Origin of the sequence: Gluconacetobacter tumulicola, assembly GCF_014174215.1 — a bacterium.
Taxonomy (GTDB): Bacteria; Pseudomonadota; Alphaproteobacteria; order Acetobacterales; family Acetobacteraceae; genus Gluconacetobacter; species Gluconacetobacter tumulicola.
Window position 1 is genome coordinate 1 of the sequence record NZ_JABEQL010000037.1, and the last position, 16,241, is coordinate 16,241.

Genomic DNA, 16,241 nt, shown 5'->3' on the forward strand with positions numbered 1-16,241 from the left:
CGTTTAAACTCGCTCATGGGCGGCTCCTGGGTTCAGTGTGATGACCCCCTGAACCTTGGCACATGATGCCGTGGGGGCCGTCCACCCCAACACGGCCATCAAGGCCGCTCCGCTTCGGTGCTCAAAAACACACGCCGGCCGTGCCGCTGCGCGGCACTCTCGCTCGCCAGCCCACATTTCCGAGCAGGGTCTCCCTTTTCCGGGCCCGGCCTTCCGGCGCGCGGTTTCAGGCACGCTTCGGGAAAGTTCCCCTGAAACACACTTTGTGTCTTTATTTTGTCCTTATGTTTCAGACTGTTAAGTCGTAATAGTCGGCAATAAACAGTGACTCGCACTCCCGCTTCCGGGTCATTACAGATCATGCTGTTCGTGCTGTCGGTTCTGTAACGGCCAGGCAAGAAGCAACGGTAACAACCGCGAGGGACTGTAATGGACGGTATGCTGACGATGTCGGGACAGGATTCCTCATCCATCGGCGACACCGTTTCCGCCCGTCCCCTTCCCACGCGCATCGCCCGCCAGCAGACGCTGCGCCAGAGCATTTCCTGCGTCGGGGTCGGCCTGCATACGGGCCTGCGGATCAGGCTGGCGCTCCATCCGGCCGCCGAAAATACCGGGATCGTCTTCCGCCGGACCGATCTCGACGGCCGCACCATTCCCGGCCGTTTCGATCATGTCGTCGATACCAGGCTGTCCACCGTCATCGGCGATCCCACGAACCCCGCCCTGCGGGTCGCGACGATCGAGCATCTGATGGCCGCGCTCTCGGCCGCCGGAATCGACAATGTGCTGATCGACGTCGACGGGCCGGAACTGCCGGTGCTGGATGGTTCGGCGTCCGATTTCGTCTTCCTGCTGGATTGCGCCGGCGTGGCCGAACAGGCCGCCCCCAGGGCTGGGATCGACATCCTGCGCCCCGTCCGCGTGACCGACGGCGACGCCTTTGCCGAACTGCGTCCGGCGCGCGAGCCCGGCCTGACTCTGACGATGTCCATCGCCTTCCCCGCCGCCGCGATCGGCGAACAGAGCTTCACCGCCCGGCTGGACCGCCGCAGCTTCCGCGACCAGCTCGCCAATTGCCGTACGTTCACCCTGCGGCAGGAAATCGAGGCCCTCCACGCCGCCGGCCTGGCGCGCGGCGGGTCGCTGGACAATGCCATCGTGGTCGACGGCGCCACCATCCTCAACCCGTCCGGCCTGCGCCGCCCCGACGAGTTCGTGCGCCACAAGATGATCGACGCGGTGGGTGACCTGTCGCTGGCCGGCGCCGCGATCAACGGCGCGTTCACCGGCCACAAATCGGGCCACGCGCTGAACAACCGGCTGCTGCGCACCCTGTTCGCCGACGCCGAGGCCTGGCGGCCGCGCGCGCGCGCGCCGCGCCCCCAGCCCCTGCGCGCGGCGGCCTGATCGATCCCCTTCTGTCCGGGCGATCCGTCCGGGCCGGGTTCCCTCCCTACACGCTGCCCTATGACGGCGGCACGTTCGTCCGGGCGACGGCCGCCACGCGCAACGCCGCCTCGCGCGCCAGCCCGGCGGGCAGCGGCGCGTCGGCAAAGATCAGGCGCATCAGCACCGGCGCGACGACGGCGTCGATCACCCTGTCGGCGGACAGGCCGACCGGCGGGCCGGCGGCGGTCAGGATGGTCTCGACGACAGGACGCACCGCCTCCAGCAGGGCGCACGCCGCCGTCGTCCCGTCCCAGCCGCGTAGGACGTCGCGGACCATGTTCCGCCCAGGCGTCGAATCCATTTCGTCCTGGTACATCTCCGCCCAGGCAGCCAGGTCGGTGGCGAAATCGCCCGTCAGCCGGATCGGACAGTCGGTCCGCAAGCTACGCCGGGCGACATCGCTGACCAACGTCGCCAGGTCCCCCCAGCGTCGATAGATCGTCGAGGACGTCACCCCCGCGCGCTGCGCGACCTGCGGCACGGTCAACGCGTCGCGCCCGACCTCCGCGATCAGTTCGCCGACCGCCGCATGCACGGCCTGCTGCACGCGCAAACTCCGCCCGCCCGGCCGTACGGCCTGCCTCACCGACATGAAACCAATCCTAACGCAAATATATTGCTTTTATCCCGCCATGCGCCCATACGGCTAACGCATATTCTAGGCATTAACCGGAGAGCCGTCCATGACGACGCGACCCACCCAACGCCTGCTCCGCACCTATGGCGCGGTCCTGTTCGTCTTCCTGGGCGCATCGGCCGCGCTGACGCCGCTCTATCCCCTGTACCAGGCGCAATGGCATGTGCCGGTGCCGATGCTCCAGGCGGCCTTCGCCATCTATGCCCTGACCCTCCTGGCTGCCCTGCTCTGCCTGGGTGCGCTGTCCGACCATATCGGCCGCCGCCCCGTGGCGCTGGCGGCGATCGCGATCGAGATGCTGGCGATGCTGCAATGCGCCACCGCCACGGGAATCGACGATATCCTGCGCGGCCGCGCCCTCCAGGGACTGGCCACCGGCATCGCCACCAGCGCGCTCAGCGCCGGGCTGCAGGATGCCGACCGCGCGCGGGGCGGCCTGATCGGCGGCATGGTGCCGATGGGATCGATGGCGGGTTTCGCCCTGGCCTCGGCCGTCCTCGCGCGCTTCGCCCCCCATCCGCTGCGGCTGGTCTTCGTGCTGATCCTGGTGGCGTTGGCGCTTGCCGTCCCCGCCATTCTCTCCCTGCCGGAAACGGTGTCGCCGATGCCCGGCGCGCTCGCCTCGCTCAGGCCGCGCGTGCATGTGCCCCGGCGCGCCAGGGGGGCGATGCTGACGGTCGCACCGGCCAATATCGCCGTCTGGGCGCTGAGCGGATTGCTGCTGTCGCTCGGCCCGGCCGTCGCGCGACTGGCCGATGGCGGGGCGGCCGATCCGCTGCTGGGCGGGTGGGTGATCGCATCGGTGATGGGCGCGGCCCTGGCGGCGATGATGCTGCATCGCCGGGGCGACGCGCTCGCGCTGCTGCGGCGGGGCGCGATCCTGGTCCTGGCCGGCCTGCCGGTCGCGCTGCTGGGGCTCCACGCCCGGTTCCTGGCGATGTTCCTGCTGGGGGGCGGGATCGCCGGCGCGGGGCTCGGCCTCGTGGTGCAGGGATCGCTCCGCATGCTGGTCCCGCTCGCCCATGTCCACGAACGCGCCGGCCTGATGGCAAGCTATTTCGTGCTCAGCTACCTCGCCTTCTGCGCCCCGGCCTTCGCCGCCGGATTCGCGGTGCGCGGCCTGGGGCTGATGACCACCACCGATCTTTACGTGGCGCTGCTGATCGGGCTGACCGGCGCCACGCTGCGCGCGCTGCCCCGTCCCGACCCGGCCGGGACGGCCTGACCCTCGCTCCGCCATCCCTCCCCCCGCCGCCGCTCGGCGTTCATTCGCCGGGAAAACGACGCCATGGCCTTCACCCCGGCCCGCCGCATGATATAAGGCAGACGAACTGGAAGAGTCGGCATGTCCCTGCGCAGCATTCGAAACCATTCCGCTGATCGTTCGGCCGGCCGCCACGCCGCCCGATACGCCTCGATCGCCGTCATTCTGTCGCTCGCGGCATGCAGCGGCGACAAGAAGACGATCAACGACCTGGAATCGCATGTGCCTCCGGTCGATACGCTCTACAATAACGGCATCGACGCCCTGCGCGACCAGCGCTACGCCCTGTCGGCGGCGGAATTCGACGTCCTGCAACAGAATTACCCCTATTCCGCCTATGTCGCGAACGCGCAGTTGATGGGGGGCTACGCCTACTACCTGCAGGACAAGTATCCCGAGGCCGTGCAGCAGCTCGACCGCTTCCTGGAACTGCACCCGACCAGCCCCGACGCCGCCTATGCGTTCTATCTGCGCGCACTCTGCTATTACGAGCAGGTCGCCGAGGTGCAGCGCGACCAGCAGGGCACGATCGAGGCGATGAACGCGCTGGAAGAGGTCATCACCCGCTTCCCGCAATCGCCCTACGCGCGCGACGCCCAGCTCAAGGTCGATCTCTGCCGCGACCATCTGGCCGGCAAGGAAATGCTGGTCGGCCGCTTCTACCAGCAGCAGCGCGCCTATCATTCCGCAGTCAACCGCTACCAGCGTGTGGTGCAGGATTTCCAGACGACCAACCACGTGCCGGAAGCGCTGGAGCGGCTGGTCGAGGTCTATCTGGACCTGGGCCTGACCGACCAGGCCCGCCGCACCGCATCCGTGCTGTCCTACAATTATCCCGGCAGCAAATGGTACCGCTACGCCTACGACACGCTGCGCAGCAAGCACCTGCTGTCCGCCGGCACCCCGGTGCCGGGCCTGGTCGCGGACAACGCCCCCGCCAGATCGGCTGACACGGCCAAGCCGCTGGCCAAGGCCCCGCCGCCGCCGTCCCAGGCCACGCACGCCCAGCGCGGCTTCTTCTCGCGCGTATGGCATTCCGTCTTCTGACGGGCGTGGAGCCCCCCCTCCCGCCGTCCGGGGCAACCCGATGCTGACCCATCTGTCGATCCGCGACGTCGTCCTGATCGAACGGCTGGACCTGCCCTTCTCCCCCGGCCTCACCGTGCTGACGGGCGAGACCGGGGCCGGCAAGTCGATCCTGCTCGACAGCCTGGGCCTGACCCTGGGCGAACGCGCCAGCGCCGGCCTGGTGCGGGCCGGCGCCGAACAGGCCAGCGTCACCGCCTGTTTCGACCTGCTGCCCGACCATCCGCTGCCCACCCTGCTGGCCGAACAGGGAATCGTCATCGACGACCCGCGCGAACCGCTGGTCCTGCGCCGGATCGTCACCGTGGACGGGCGGTCGCGCGCCTATATCAACGACCAGCCGGTAGGGGTGAACCTGCTGCGCCGGGCGGCGGCGCTGCTGGTCGAAATCCAGGGCCAGCACGAACAGATGGGCCTGGCCGACCAGGGCACCCATCTCGACCTCCTCGATTCCTTCGGCGTGCCACCCGCCCTGCGGGCCGACACCGAAGCCGCCTATCGCGCCTGGATGGCGGCCACGGCCGAACTCGCCGCCGCCCGCGCCACGATGGAAAACGCGGCGCGCGAGGAAGAATGGCTGCGCCAGTCGGTCGAGGACCTGTCCACCCTCGCCCCGCAGGAAGACGAGGAAACCCATCTGGCCGGCATGCGCCAGAGCCTGCAGCAGGGCGAACGGCGCGGCGAGGCCATCGCCGCCGCCCTGGCGGAACTCTCGCCGCGCGACCGCCGCTCGTCCGGCCCCGCCGCCGCCCTGCGCGGCGCCAGCCGCACCCTGCAACGCCTGCTCCCCTCAGCCGGCGACACCGCGACCGAAGGCGCCGACCGGCTGGCGCACGAGGCCCTGGCCGCCCTGGAACGCGCCGAAGAGGCCCTGGGCGAGGCCGAAACCCTGCTCTCCCGCCTGGCCGCCGAAGCCGATTCCGACCCCCGCCTGCTGGAACAGACCGAGGAACGGCTGTTCGCGCTGCGCGCAGCCGCGCGCAAGCACGGCGTCTCGGTGCCGGAACTTCCGGGCCTGCTGGCGGCACTCGGCGACCGGCTGGCGGCGCTGGATTCGGGCAATGTCCGCATCGGCGCGCTGGAGACCATGGTCCGCGAACGCCGCGCCCGGTTCGAGGACGCGGCCGGCCTGCTGTCGGCGGCGCGCGAAAAGACCGCCCGCCGGCTGGAAGCCGCCGTCACGGCCGAGCTCAAGCCCCTGCGGCTGGAACGCGCCCGCTTCTTCGTCACCCTCCCCCCCCTGCCGCCCGAGGCGTGGAACGCGCGGGGCCGCGAGCAGGCGGCCTTCCAGATCGCCGCCAATCCCGGCCAGCCGCCCGGCCCACTGGCCAAGGTCGCCTCGGGCGGCGAATTGTCGCGCCTGATGCTGGCCTTGAAAGTCGTGCTGGCCGGCCGCTCCGCCGTGCCGACCCTGGTGTTCGACGAGGTCGATGCCGGCGTCGGCGGCGCGACCGCCTCGGCCATCGGCGAGCGCCTGTCCCGCGTGGGGCAGGATGTCCAGGTCCTGGTCGTCACCCACAGCCCGCAGGTCGCGGCACGCGGCAACGCCCATCTGCGCATCAGCAAATCGGTGGCCAAGGGCCGAACCGAAACGCGGGCCGAACCGTTATCGACCGAACAGCGGCGCGAGGAAATCGCCCGGATGCTGGCCGGCGACACCATCACCGAGGCCGCGCGGGCGGCGGCCGACAGCCTTCTGCAAGGGTAATTGCCCCCATGTCCCCCGATACCCGAGCCGACACCCCCGATCCCGCCACGATCGACCCCACAGACCTGACCGAAGCCCAGGCCACCGCCGAACTGGAGCGTCTGGCCCACCAGATCCGCACGCTGGACCGCGCCTATTACGAAAACGACGCCCCCGCCGTCACCGACGCCGAATATGATGCGCTGCGCCGCCGCAACCTGGCGATCGAGGCCCGCTTTCCCGCCCTGCGCCGCGCCGACAGCCCGTCGCTGCATATCGGCGGCGCGGCCGCCCCCACCTTCACCCGGCATCGCCACCTGGTGCCGATGCTGTCGCTGGACAATGCGTTCGACCGCGAGGAATTCGAATCCTTCGTGACCCGCGCAGCCCGTTTCCTGGGCCTGGACGAGGACAAGACGCGCGCCCTGCGCTTCGTCGCCGAACCCAAGATCGACGGTCTGTCGATCAGCCTCACCTACGAACATGGCCGCTTCGTGCGCGGCACCACCCGCGGCGACGGCACCGAGGGCGAGGACGTCACCGCCAACCTGCGCACGCTGCACGACCTCCCGCAGCACCTCGAGGGCCACGCCCCGGCCCTGATCGAAATCCGGGGCGAGGTCTTCCTCTCCAAACCCGCCTTCCTCGCCATCAACGCGGCCCAGGCCAGCGCCGGCCAGAAACTGTTCGCCAACCCCCGCAACGCGGCGGCCGGCTCCCTGCGCCAGCTCGACCCGTCGATCACCGCCCGCCGGCCGCTGTCCCTGTTCGCCTACGCCCAGGGCTTTTCGTCGGAACGCGTGGCAGACACCCACGCCCATTATCTCGACCGGCTCCGCGACTGGGGCTTCACGGTCAACCCGCTATCGAAGATCGTCGAAAGCGCCGCCGCAGCCGAATCCTTCATGGACGACATCGCCCGTGAACGCTCGGGGCTGAAATACGATATCGACGGCGTCGTCTATAAAATCGACGATCTCGCCTTGCAGGATCGCCTGGGCTTCGTCGGCCGCGCCCCGCGCTGGGCCATCGCCTGGAAATTCCCCGCCGAGCAGGCCATCACGCGCCTGACGCGCATCGACATCCAGGTCGGCCGCACCGGCGCGCTGACCCCGGTGGCGATCCTGGAGCCGGTGAATGTCGGCGGCGTCATCGTCACCCGCGCCACATTGCACAACGAGGACGAAATCCAGCGCAAGGACGTCCGCGAAGGCGACCTGGTGCAGATCCAGCGCGCGGGCGACGTCATCCCGCAGATTCTCGGCGTGGTCCCGCGCAAGGAAGGCGACCCGCCGCGCGGCGAACCCTTCGCCTTCCCCCACACCTGCCCGATCTGCCACGCCCATGCCGAACGCCCGCCCGGCGAGGTCGTCTGGCGCTGCACCGGCGGCCTGACCTGCCCGGCGCAGGTGGTGGAACGGCTGATCCATTTCGTCTCGCGCGACGCCTTCGACATCGACGGATTGGGCGAACGCACGATCACCGAATTCCATACGGACGGCCTGCTGAAAACCCCAGCCGACATCTTCCGTTTGCCGAACCACGAAGATGATATCGCCAAACGCGAAGGCTGGGGCGAACTCTCCGCCCGCAACCTCACGGCCGCGATCCGCGCCCGCCAGGCCATCCCGCTGGCCCGCTTCATCTACGCGCTGGGCATCCGGCGCATCGGCTCCAGCAACGCCCGCCTGCTGGCCCGCCATTACGGCTCGTACACCAACTGGCGCGAACAGATGCTGGCCGCCACCACCATCGGCTCCGACGCACGGCTGGCCCTCGGCTCCATCACCGGCATCGGCACCGCCATCGCCGACGAACTGGCAGCGTTCTTCCTGGAAGCCCACAACCTCACCACCCTCGACGACCTGACAGCCATGCTGACGACGATCGAGGACGAAGAACCCCAGACCGAAGGCACCCTGTCCGGCAAGACCATCGTCTTCACCGGCACGCTGACCACGATGACCCGCCCCGAAGCCAAGGCGATCGCCGAACGCCTCGGCGCCCGCGTCACCGACAGCGTCTCCAAAAAGACCGACCTGGTCGTCCTGGGCACCGACGCCGGCTCCAAAGCCCGCAAAGCCGCCGAACTCGGCCTCGACACACTCGACGAACCCGGCTGGCGCGAACTGGCCGGCCTGCCGGAAATCTAGGCCCGCCGCGCCGCCCTCAGAATGTGTATCTGACCTGACCGCTGAACCAGCGCGGCATCGAGAATGACGGCGTCGCCGATCCATCGGCCCCGGTAATGTCCACGTTATCGGTGTAGTAAAACGCATTCGCCAGATTCTTGACGAAGAACGTCACGGTCCAGCGGCGATTCACGCTGTTCCAACCAACGCTCGCATTGGCCAGCACATAGGACGGCATATGCAAGGCAGGCGAATTGACCGTGCTGGCATAACGGGAATCCACATAGCTCATATCGCCCTGCACGAAGACATGCCCAAAGCTGACAGGCACCTCATATCGCAGATTGCTGTTCACCATCCAATGCGGCGCGAAGGCCATATTCTGATCGCGGACCGATCCGTCCGGCATGGAAACGTTACGCACATAACCATGCATCATGCTCGTTCCAAGCGAAAAACTCAGATTCTCGATGGGATGGGCGGTCAGTGCCAATTCACCGCCATAGGAATAGGCCGATGCATTGAACAGTGCCTCGGACAGGACATCCAGCCTGTACGCCTGGTAATTGTGATAATCATAATAGAATGCCCCGACATCGAGATCGAGCTTATGATGGAAAAAGCTCGTTTTGACTCCTGTCTCGAAATCCCAAAGATCCTCGGGCTTGACGACAATATCCTTGAATTGTGCGTTCGGCGCGATTGCTGTCTGTGCCTCCAGCAGCACGCCACGCGTCCCCCTGGTGATCGTGCCGTAAGCCATGACCGTGCTGGTCGGCTTCCATGTCAGCCCGACCTTTCCGCTCCAATCCTCATTGGCAAAACTGCCACCCAGTTGGTAACCGCTCGGCGCGGAATGCGGTCCCGCGGCGCACAATGCGGCTGGCATGCTGCAATAGGCAAAACTGTGGATCGACTTGCTGTCCACGGTGAATCGCGCGCCCAGGGTCGCGGTCAGCGTATCCGTGATCCGATAATCGGTCTGTGCGAACACCGCGCCCGTATTGACCTTCTGCTGATAGAACGTGTCCGTCGACCACGACGCAGGGTACCCACCGAACATTCCCTGCCGGTAATCGCCGTCGATATGCAGATAATACAGCCCCGCCAGCCAGGACCATCGTCCCTCATGTCCCGCGATATTGATTTCCTGCGAAGCCTGCCAGGAATTCGCACTCGTGTTGTAATTCAGGATCGAGAGTTCCGTACCGTCCGTATCTTCCTGATAACGCTTTTTCATGGAAAAGACATCGGAAATGGCCGTCAGGACAAAATGGTCGCCACGCCATGTGGCGGTATTGGTCGCCCCATAAAGTTGCCTCTGGAAAAACCCGGGCGTGCTGGAAGAAACCGTATAAGGATATCCTTTCGGCGCTTTCCCGCCATAGCAGGTCAACGATCCCAAAGGCGGCGTACCGAATCCGGCACCGGCGCAGAAATCCTGAAATTGCTGTTCGTTGGCGGGTGTACTCAGGCCCGCGTTTGACGAATCGGTATAGGTCGGAATAACCGCGTAAATTCCCGACGTGACGTTGGGGACATAGCCGCCGTGAAAATTTATCAGATCTTCAAAATAACCGCTCGGGCGCCACAGAAACTGAAGTCGCGCGTTATATGTGCGGTCATTCCCGAAATCTCCCCCGAGCGTATTATGAATATATCCGTTCTGCCTGCTCGTCTGAAAGGAAAGACGTCCCATCAGGGTTGAACTAATCGGACCGCCGACAGCGCCTTCCTCCTGAAAACTGCTGTAACTTCCATAGGATGCCTGCCCATATCCCGTCAGCTTGTCCGTCGGCTGTGCCGATATCAGACGAATCGACCCGCCGGTCGTATTGCGCCCACCGGTGGTGCCCTGGGGACCGCGCTCGATTTCGACACGATCCAGGTCGAACATCGCCGCACCGATCGCGCCAGGAAAACTGATATAGGCACCATCCGAATAGACTGTATTGGGCGATTCCTGATGGTCTGAAAAATCCAGATTCGCAACGCCACGAATCGTAATGACGGTCGAAGTCGACGCCTGCCCCATCTGCGAAATCATCACGCCGGGCGCGATACGCCCCAGTTCCGCGGTATTGGTAACGTTTCGTTCCCGCAGTTCCTGCTGCGAGACATAGGTGGTGGAAGCGGCGACATTTCTGCCGTCATGATGGATCCTCCGCGCCTCGACGCTCAGACTCTCCGGGCTTCCGTGGGCCTGAGCCACCGGCTGCCGCTTGGCGCTACCGACTACCCGCTTCGCGGGCACGGCCGGCCCCGCGTTGTTCGAAACGATGCGCCGTGGCGGTGATTTATGCTTTCCAACCTGCGTATGCGCCGCATCGGCCCGCGCGGAATGGCCATCGAGCCCCCACATGAACAGAAGAGACGTCGTGGAAAGACAGAACAACCGTTTTGCAGATCCAGTGTAAGCCATATCTCTCCTCCGGCACATCGGAGTGTGCGGCACAAGATGGGGGTTTCCAGCGTTCGCATATTTGTTCGATTAAAGAACTTATTACTGCAAAAATATCATTGTTTTTATATCGCAATGAGTCAAGAAGCGAGCGAGGAAATGCTATCTATATATTTTATTTTCATGACTCGTTTTAAACACGCACCCTCTCGGCATCTCCTGGCCCGCATCCAGAAGACCGAACAAAATTCTCTTATGCAATATTAGAACATATCGAAATATTCCCTATGCTCCCATTCCGATACCTCCAGATTATATCGTTCTATCTCGGCTTTTTTTATCCTGATCAGGTAGTCGAGAAATGCCTTCCCGAACCCGTCTTCAAAGACCGTACTACCCTCAAGGGCATTGACCGCTTCTTCCAGGGTACGGGGCAGAAACGGCGCCGGCGTCGAATACGGCGTGTCCGCGGACGGTCCGGGATTATCCTTGCCTCTGATGCCGTCCAGTCCGCATATCACCTGGGATGCAAGGTAGAGATAAGGATTGGCCGCGGGCTCGCCGACACGGTTTTCGATGCGCGTCGCCTTGTCACCCGCCCCCCCGAGAACCCGCAGCATCACACCGCGGTTGTCGCATCCCCAGATAGCTCTGTCCGGAGCCAGAGAAAACGGTCTGTACCGCTTGTATCCATTGATCGTGGGTGTCGAAAATACTGCTGCCGGAGCGGCATTTTTCAGCAATCCGGCCAACCATCCCATTCCCAGGCAAGAAAGCGGCTGCTCATCCGTATCCGGCACGAAGAGATTATGCTGTGTCTTCAGGTCGCATAGCGACTGATGAAGATGCCAGCCGCTCGACATGACTGACAGCAAGCGGGGACGGCACATGAATGTAACGTGATACCCATGCCGACGGGCAATCTGCTTGGCGGCGCTCCGAAAAAGCACCATATCGTCGGCGGGCTTCAAACCACATGCGGCATTGAACACGAATTCGACCTGACTCGGACCGAACTCGATCTCCATCGTCTTCAACCCGAGCCCGAGATCCTCGATATTGGAACGAAGAAGATCAAAGAATGGATCGAGCTGATCATAATACAGCTCGGTCAAATAGTTGTATCCCTTATGCAAAAGATCGACTTCCGGGGGCACTCCCGGCTGCCCGGCATCCGAAAGAGACATCCTGGGCTCTTTTACTTTCATGACATGAAACTCGACTTCGAGTCCCGTCATGAAACTGTATCCCTCATCGGCGAGACGTCCAAGCACGTCGCGTAAAAGATGGCGGGTAGAAAATGGAACCTTGCGACCGTCCCTGAAATAGAGATCGCACAGCATCCATCCCGTCGACGGCGCCCACGGCAGAACGCGGAATGTCGCCGGATCAGGCACCATGATCATATCGGCCGACCCACGCATATCCTGCATCTCAGCGTCCATGACGCCTTCGAAAATCGGGATGACCGTCCGGTGCGACGTGTCCTTCATCAGCAGGGAAGATGCGACCGAAATCCCGCTCTCGATCGCCCCGCGCACCTCGGCGGAAACCAATGTTTTTCCCCGCAGGATGCCGTGCTGGTCCGGAAAGGAGAAACGAACCGTCTTCAGATGCTCTGTTTCTATTTTCCGTAGAACTTCCGCTGCCTGACGCCTCTGCTCGCTGTCGAACAGAGCGTGACGTTCGATGAATGCCACGATGTCACCCCTCCCGCACAGTATCGGAACACGCCCACGGAGCCCCGACACGCCGACGCTGATCGACATTGCGCCAGTATTCCTGCCACGCCCTGGTTGGACCGACACCGTCCATCGTGGCGGGCCCCCGCATCGACATCGCCTGCTCGCCATCAAGAACCATGATCGGTTTCTCCCCTTCCTCGACCTGACGGATCGCTGTCATCAGAAGGCGGCGGAACGCGATGATGGCCTTGTCGGTCTGCCCCAGATGTTCGCGCGTGCGATCCTGAATGCGTCCCTGCGACTCAATGGCCCATTGGTCATGGACGTTGATGTCTTCTCCCATGCCGGTATAGGTCTGGTGCGCCTGCTCATACGGATCGAATCCGTAATCATTGAAGCGCCCGATCCGCGGTCGATAATCGGGAAGCGTATAGAGTTTAAGGCGCTGGTCGCGCATCGTCTCCTTGTCGACAGGCTGGTCGAAACTTGTAAAAATCGCGTACCAGTAACAACTCGTGTCATCGATCGGCACATGCCATTGCGTTATGGTCATCGTGCCCGACAGCGGAATGACGAATGCTTGGGGGAACAGCACATTCGTTACCCGAACATGCGTCTTCTGTTCGTTGATTTCCCGCAGGGCGATAATACGAAGACCATAATCCATTGATTCGACAGAAATGTCCGGACACGGGAATTCACGTAATACCTGCGTCATCGGAATTTCACTGTCAGCCGACGTGGCCCGGAACTGGCGTCCATAAGCCGCGTCCTGCTTCTCGTCCTCGAAGAATCTGTGAAGAAAGCTGGCGTGCGCCGGATCCATGCCGACTTCCAGAGCTTGCAGCCAATTGCATTCTATCAACCCTTTGAATGCAAAAACATAAGGTTCCGGAGCAAGAAAACAGTCCAACGCGGGAAATTCGGGCGGCTCTCCCTCACCCAGATAGGCGAAGATGATGCCGCTCCTCTCAACGACCGGATAGGATTTCTGTCTGATATTCTTGCAAAGCCGGCTCCCCTTCGGCTCCGCCGGCGTCTGCAGGCAGTGCCCGTTCCGATCGAACAGCCATCCATGGAACGGACAGCGCAGACCACCATCCTCAAGCCGCCCGAATGCAAGATCGGCGTTGCGATGCGGACAGTCACGATCAAGCAGTCCAAGCTGCCCAGCCTCGTCGCGGAAAAGTACCAGATCCTGCCCCAGTAGACGGACAGGCCGGATCGGCCTGGCGCCCTCCAGTTCCACGGCCAGCGCGGCTGGCTGCCAATAACGGCGCAACAGGTTTCCTGCCGGCTTGCCGGGCGTGATGCGGGTAATCAAATCGTTTTGCGCTGCGCTCAGCATCGGACAGATTTGCCTTTCAGAACGAAAAATGACACGGAACTGTTCGATTAACGAACTATATGTTATCAGTCGAACAATGGTTGCAGGAAATCCGATGCCGATGCAATATGTCTACGTTGTCTGATCGTAACTTTTTTACGTCCGGAGCCTGCCTATGCCGAAAATAATCTTTCATCTCTCCGACACATCCGTCAGGGAGGTGGAGGTCAGCATTCCCACGACGGTCATGCAGGCGGCCATCTACGGCGATGTACGGGGGATCGAGGCAGAATGCGGGGGGGCCTGCGCGTGCGCCACCTGCCACGTCTATGTCGATCCGGCATTTGTCACCCGCATCCCGCCGGCACAGCAGGACGAACTGGAAATGCTCGAGGGCGTTGCCGCGGACCGTCTACCCAACAGCCGCCTTGCCTGCCAGATCCATGTCACCGAGGCGCTCGACGGTTTGACCGTAAGCATTCCGGACCGTCAGTTCTGATGGCGCCGGCGGTTCTGATCATCGGCGCGTCGCACGCAGGCGTTCAGTTCGCGGCGGCATTGCGCGAACTCGGCCACACCGGCCGGATCACTCTTGTCGACGCACAATCCGGGCCTCCGTGCCAGAGGCCCCCGTTATCGAAAGCGTTCATGCGGGACGCCGTGCCGGAAGACGCTCTGCATCTCCGCGGCCCCCATTTTTTCACGTCGGCAGAGATCGATTTTCGATCAGCGATGCCGGCAGCAGCCCTGGACCGCCAGGCACGACATGTTCAGCTCGGCAACGGCGAAAGGATTCCGTACGATGTCCTGATGCTCGCGACAGGCGCGCGTCCCCGCCCCTGGCCGCAGGGCACCGTTCCGAAGGGCGTTTTTGTCCTCCGCACGCTGGCCGACGCTCGGCTGCTGCGGAACGCAGCCGACCATACGGCCGGGCCGATCGTCGTCGTCGGCGGCGGATATATCAGCCTGGAACTGGCAGCGACCTGGCGGCGGTACGCACAGCGGGATGTCACGGTCATCAACAGCGGTCCGCGCCTGCTCTTCCGCTCCGCCTCGCCGGACCTTTCGGCCTTCGTGATGGCACGTCATCACGAGCACGGTGTCCGCGTTTTGAGCGAGCAGCCTGCGACCGGATTAGTGGCCAACGACGATGGAGCCGTTCAGGGTGTCGCCCTTGCCGACGGCCGGATTGTTCCAGCAGCACTGGTCGTGCTCGGAACCGGAGCCATTCCCGAACAGGACCTGGCGGAGGCCGCCGGGCTGGCATGTGACGATGGCATTCTGGTCGACGATCAATGCCGGACATCCGACCCGGCGATCTTTGCGGCGGGGGACTGCACCCGGCACATGACCGGCTTTGCCGGACACCGGATACGGCTCGAATGCGTACAGAATGCCCACGACCAGGCGCGCGTCGCCGCCGCCGTCATCATGGGCCGCGACGCGCGTTACACGCAGGTACCCTGGTTCTGGTCCGATCAGTTCGACATGAAGATCCAGACGGTAGGCATATTCGACCCGTCATCCACCTGCGTGGTACGAGGCAACCCAGCGGCAGGCACGTGCGCCTTCTATCATTTCGGCAAGGCGGAAATCCTGCAGTGCATCGAAACAGTCAATATGCCGGCAGAACACATGCAGGCCCGCCAGGCACTGACATCGGGCATTCTACCCATCCGCGATCAGGTGGCCTCACCGTCCTTCAGCCTCAAGGCCTTTCTGGCAGAACAGCGGGCTGGCCTGATGCGCTGATTCCCGACCGTGATCCCTCAAAGCAATTGGCTACGCAGATTTTCCACCTCCTCGCGCAGGCGCGGAAGAAAGATCCGCTTCATCTCATCAGGGGCGGCCTGTTCGATCCTGACGCCGACATTCAGCGCCGCGACCTGTCTGCCGTCGTGCCTGAACAGCGGCACCGCCAAAGCCCGATATCCGATTTCCGCTTCCTGATCCACAAGAGCATAGCCGTCATCCCGCACAGCGTCCCATAGGATCTTCAGTCGTTTCTTGTCGACGACCGTATACGCCGTCACCTTTTCCGGCGTGCAGGCCTTCAGGAAAGATGCCGCGTCTTCCGGGCTCAGCGACGACAGAAGAACCCGCCCGACGGCACTGCAGAATGCCGGCAGACGCAGACCTATCCCTTCCAGCAGACCATGGGCCTGTACCTTCCTGGGCGAAGCGTAAGCGACCATGACCGCGTCCGTTCCATCAAGAACGGCGACGGAGAATGTCGCATGAAGTTCCGCTGCCAGATGTTCGCAGACAGGTTGCAGGATCGTGGCGATAGGGTCCGACCCGAGATACGACGCCGCAAGCTTGAGAATGGACGGACGAAGAGTGTAAAGGCGCCCATTCTCCACCATATACCCAAGATGGACGAGCGTCAGAAGCGTCCGGCGCACCGTCGCGCGCGGAAGATCGACAAGACGGGCGATATCCGCCAGCGACAGGGCCGGACGCGACGCGTTGAACACCTCTATGACGGCAAGTCCACGGGCGAGGGCCTCGGAAAAATCACGCCCGACTGCATTCTCAGCACGTATGGCCGCGTCACGTTCGCGCAATTT

The 16,241-nt window shown here is 63.7% G+C and carries 12 protein-coding genes; 7 read left to right on the plus strand and 5 right to left on the minus strand.

Translation table 11 applies throughout. The annotated features are described in order from the left end of the window. The first annotated feature begins 429 nt into the window (after nucleotides 1-429). Entirely contained in the window at nucleotides 430-1,410 is a 981-nt protein-coding gene (lpxC, locus tag HLH29_RS17655) for a UDP-3-O-acyl-N-acetylglucosamine deacetylase (RefSeq protein ID WP_182968694.1), read from the plus strand. A gap of 58 nt (nucleotides 1,411-1,468) precedes the next feature. Here lpxC and HLH29_RS17660 read toward each other — a convergent pair whose 3' ends face one another. Then, entirely contained in the window at nucleotides 1,469-2,044 is a 576-nt protein-coding gene (locus HLH29_RS17660) for a TetR/AcrR family transcriptional regulator (RefSeq protein WP_182968695.1), read from the minus strand. Nucleotides 2,045-2,135: 91 nt separating this feature from the next. Between HLH29_RS17660 and HLH29_RS17665 the strand changes: the two genes are divergently transcribed. The 4 genes from HLH29_RS17665 to ligA all read left to right on the plus strand — a co-directional run bounded on the left by HLH29_RS17665 (nucleotide 2,136) and on the right by ligA (nucleotide 8,279). Continuing rightward, entirely contained in the window at nucleotides 2,136-3,314 is a 1,179-nt protein-coding gene (locus HLH29_RS17665) for an MFS transporter (RefSeq protein ID WP_182968696.1), read from the plus strand. A 120-nt stretch (nucleotides 3,315-3,434) separates the two neighbouring features. Next, nucleotides 3,435-4,400 (plus strand): outer membrane protein assembly factor BamD, encoded by a 966-nt coding sequence (locus HLH29_RS17670; protein WP_182968697.1) that lies wholly within the window; start codon nucleotides 3,435-3,437, stop codon nucleotides 4,398-4,400. 40 nt (nucleotides 4,401-4,440) lie between these two features. Further along, nucleotides 4,441-6,147 carry a DNA repair protein RecN gene (gene recN, locus HLH29_RS17675; RefSeq protein WP_182968698.1) on the plus strand — a complete coding sequence of 569 codons (1,707 nt, stop codon included), beginning with the start codon at nucleotides 4,441-4,443 and terminating at the stop codon, nucleotides 6,145-6,147. Nucleotides 6,148-6,155: 8 nt separating this feature from the next. After that, the gene (gene ligA / locus HLH29_RS17680; protein ID WP_182968699.1) at nucleotides 6,156-8,279 is read left to right on the plus strand and encodes an NAD-dependent DNA ligase LigA; all 2,124 of its coding nucleotides are present in this window, start codon (nucleotides 6,156-6,158) and stop codon (nucleotides 8,277-8,279) included. Nucleotides 8,280-8,295: 16 nt separating this feature from the next. Here ligA and HLH29_RS17685 read toward each other — a convergent pair whose 3' ends face one another. From HLH29_RS17685 to HLH29_RS17695, 3 genes are all read right to left on the minus strand, one after another. Further along, complete coding sequence (locus tag HLH29_RS17685) at nucleotides 8,296-10,713, minus strand: TonB-dependent receptor domain-containing protein (RefSeq protein WP_182968700.1); 2,418 nt, start codon at nucleotides 10,711-10,713, stop codon at nucleotides 8,296-8,298. Nucleotides 10,714-10,922: 209 nt separating this feature from the next. Continuing rightward, complete coding sequence (locus HLH29_RS17690; RefSeq protein ID WP_182968701.1) at nucleotides 10,923-12,359, minus strand: type I glutamate--ammonia ligase; 1,437 nt, start codon at nucleotides 12,357-12,359, stop codon at nucleotides 10,923-10,925. A gap of 4 nt (nucleotides 12,360-12,363) precedes the next feature. Continuing rightward, nucleotides 12,364-13,692, minus strand: a complete 1,329-nt coding sequence (locus HLH29_RS17695) for an aromatic ring-hydroxylating dioxygenase subunit alpha (RefSeq protein ID WP_182968702.1) — start codon at nucleotides 13,690-13,692, stop codon at nucleotides 12,364-12,366. Nucleotides 13,693-13,846: 154 nt separating this feature from the next. On the opposite strand from HLH29_RS17695, the gene HLH29_RS17700 reads away from it, so the two are divergent. Together HLH29_RS17700 and HLH29_RS17705 are read left to right on the plus strand one after the other, a co-directional pair. After that, on the plus strand, nucleotides 13,847-14,170 hold the full coding sequence (locus tag HLH29_RS17700; protein ID WP_182968703.1) for a 2Fe-2S iron-sulfur cluster-binding protein: 324 nt from the start codon (nucleotides 13,847-13,849) through the stop codon (nucleotides 14,168-14,170). Next, on the plus strand, nucleotides 14,170-15,423 hold the full coding sequence (locus HLH29_RS17705; RefSeq protein ID WP_182968704.1) for an NAD(P)/FAD-dependent oxidoreductase: 1,254 nt from the start codon (nucleotides 14,170-14,172) through the stop codon (nucleotides 15,421-15,423). The genes HLH29_RS17700 and HLH29_RS17705 overlap by 1 nt, the downstream gene beginning before the upstream one ends. 17 nt (nucleotides 15,424-15,440) lie before the next feature. Here the strand turns inward: HLH29_RS17705 and HLH29_RS17710 are convergent, their stop codons facing one another. Then, entirely contained in the window at nucleotides 15,441-16,238 is a 798-nt protein-coding gene (locus tag HLH29_RS17710) for an IclR family transcriptional regulator domain-containing protein (RefSeq protein WP_182968705.1), read from the minus strand. Nucleotides 16,239-16,241: the final 3 nt, after the last annotated feature.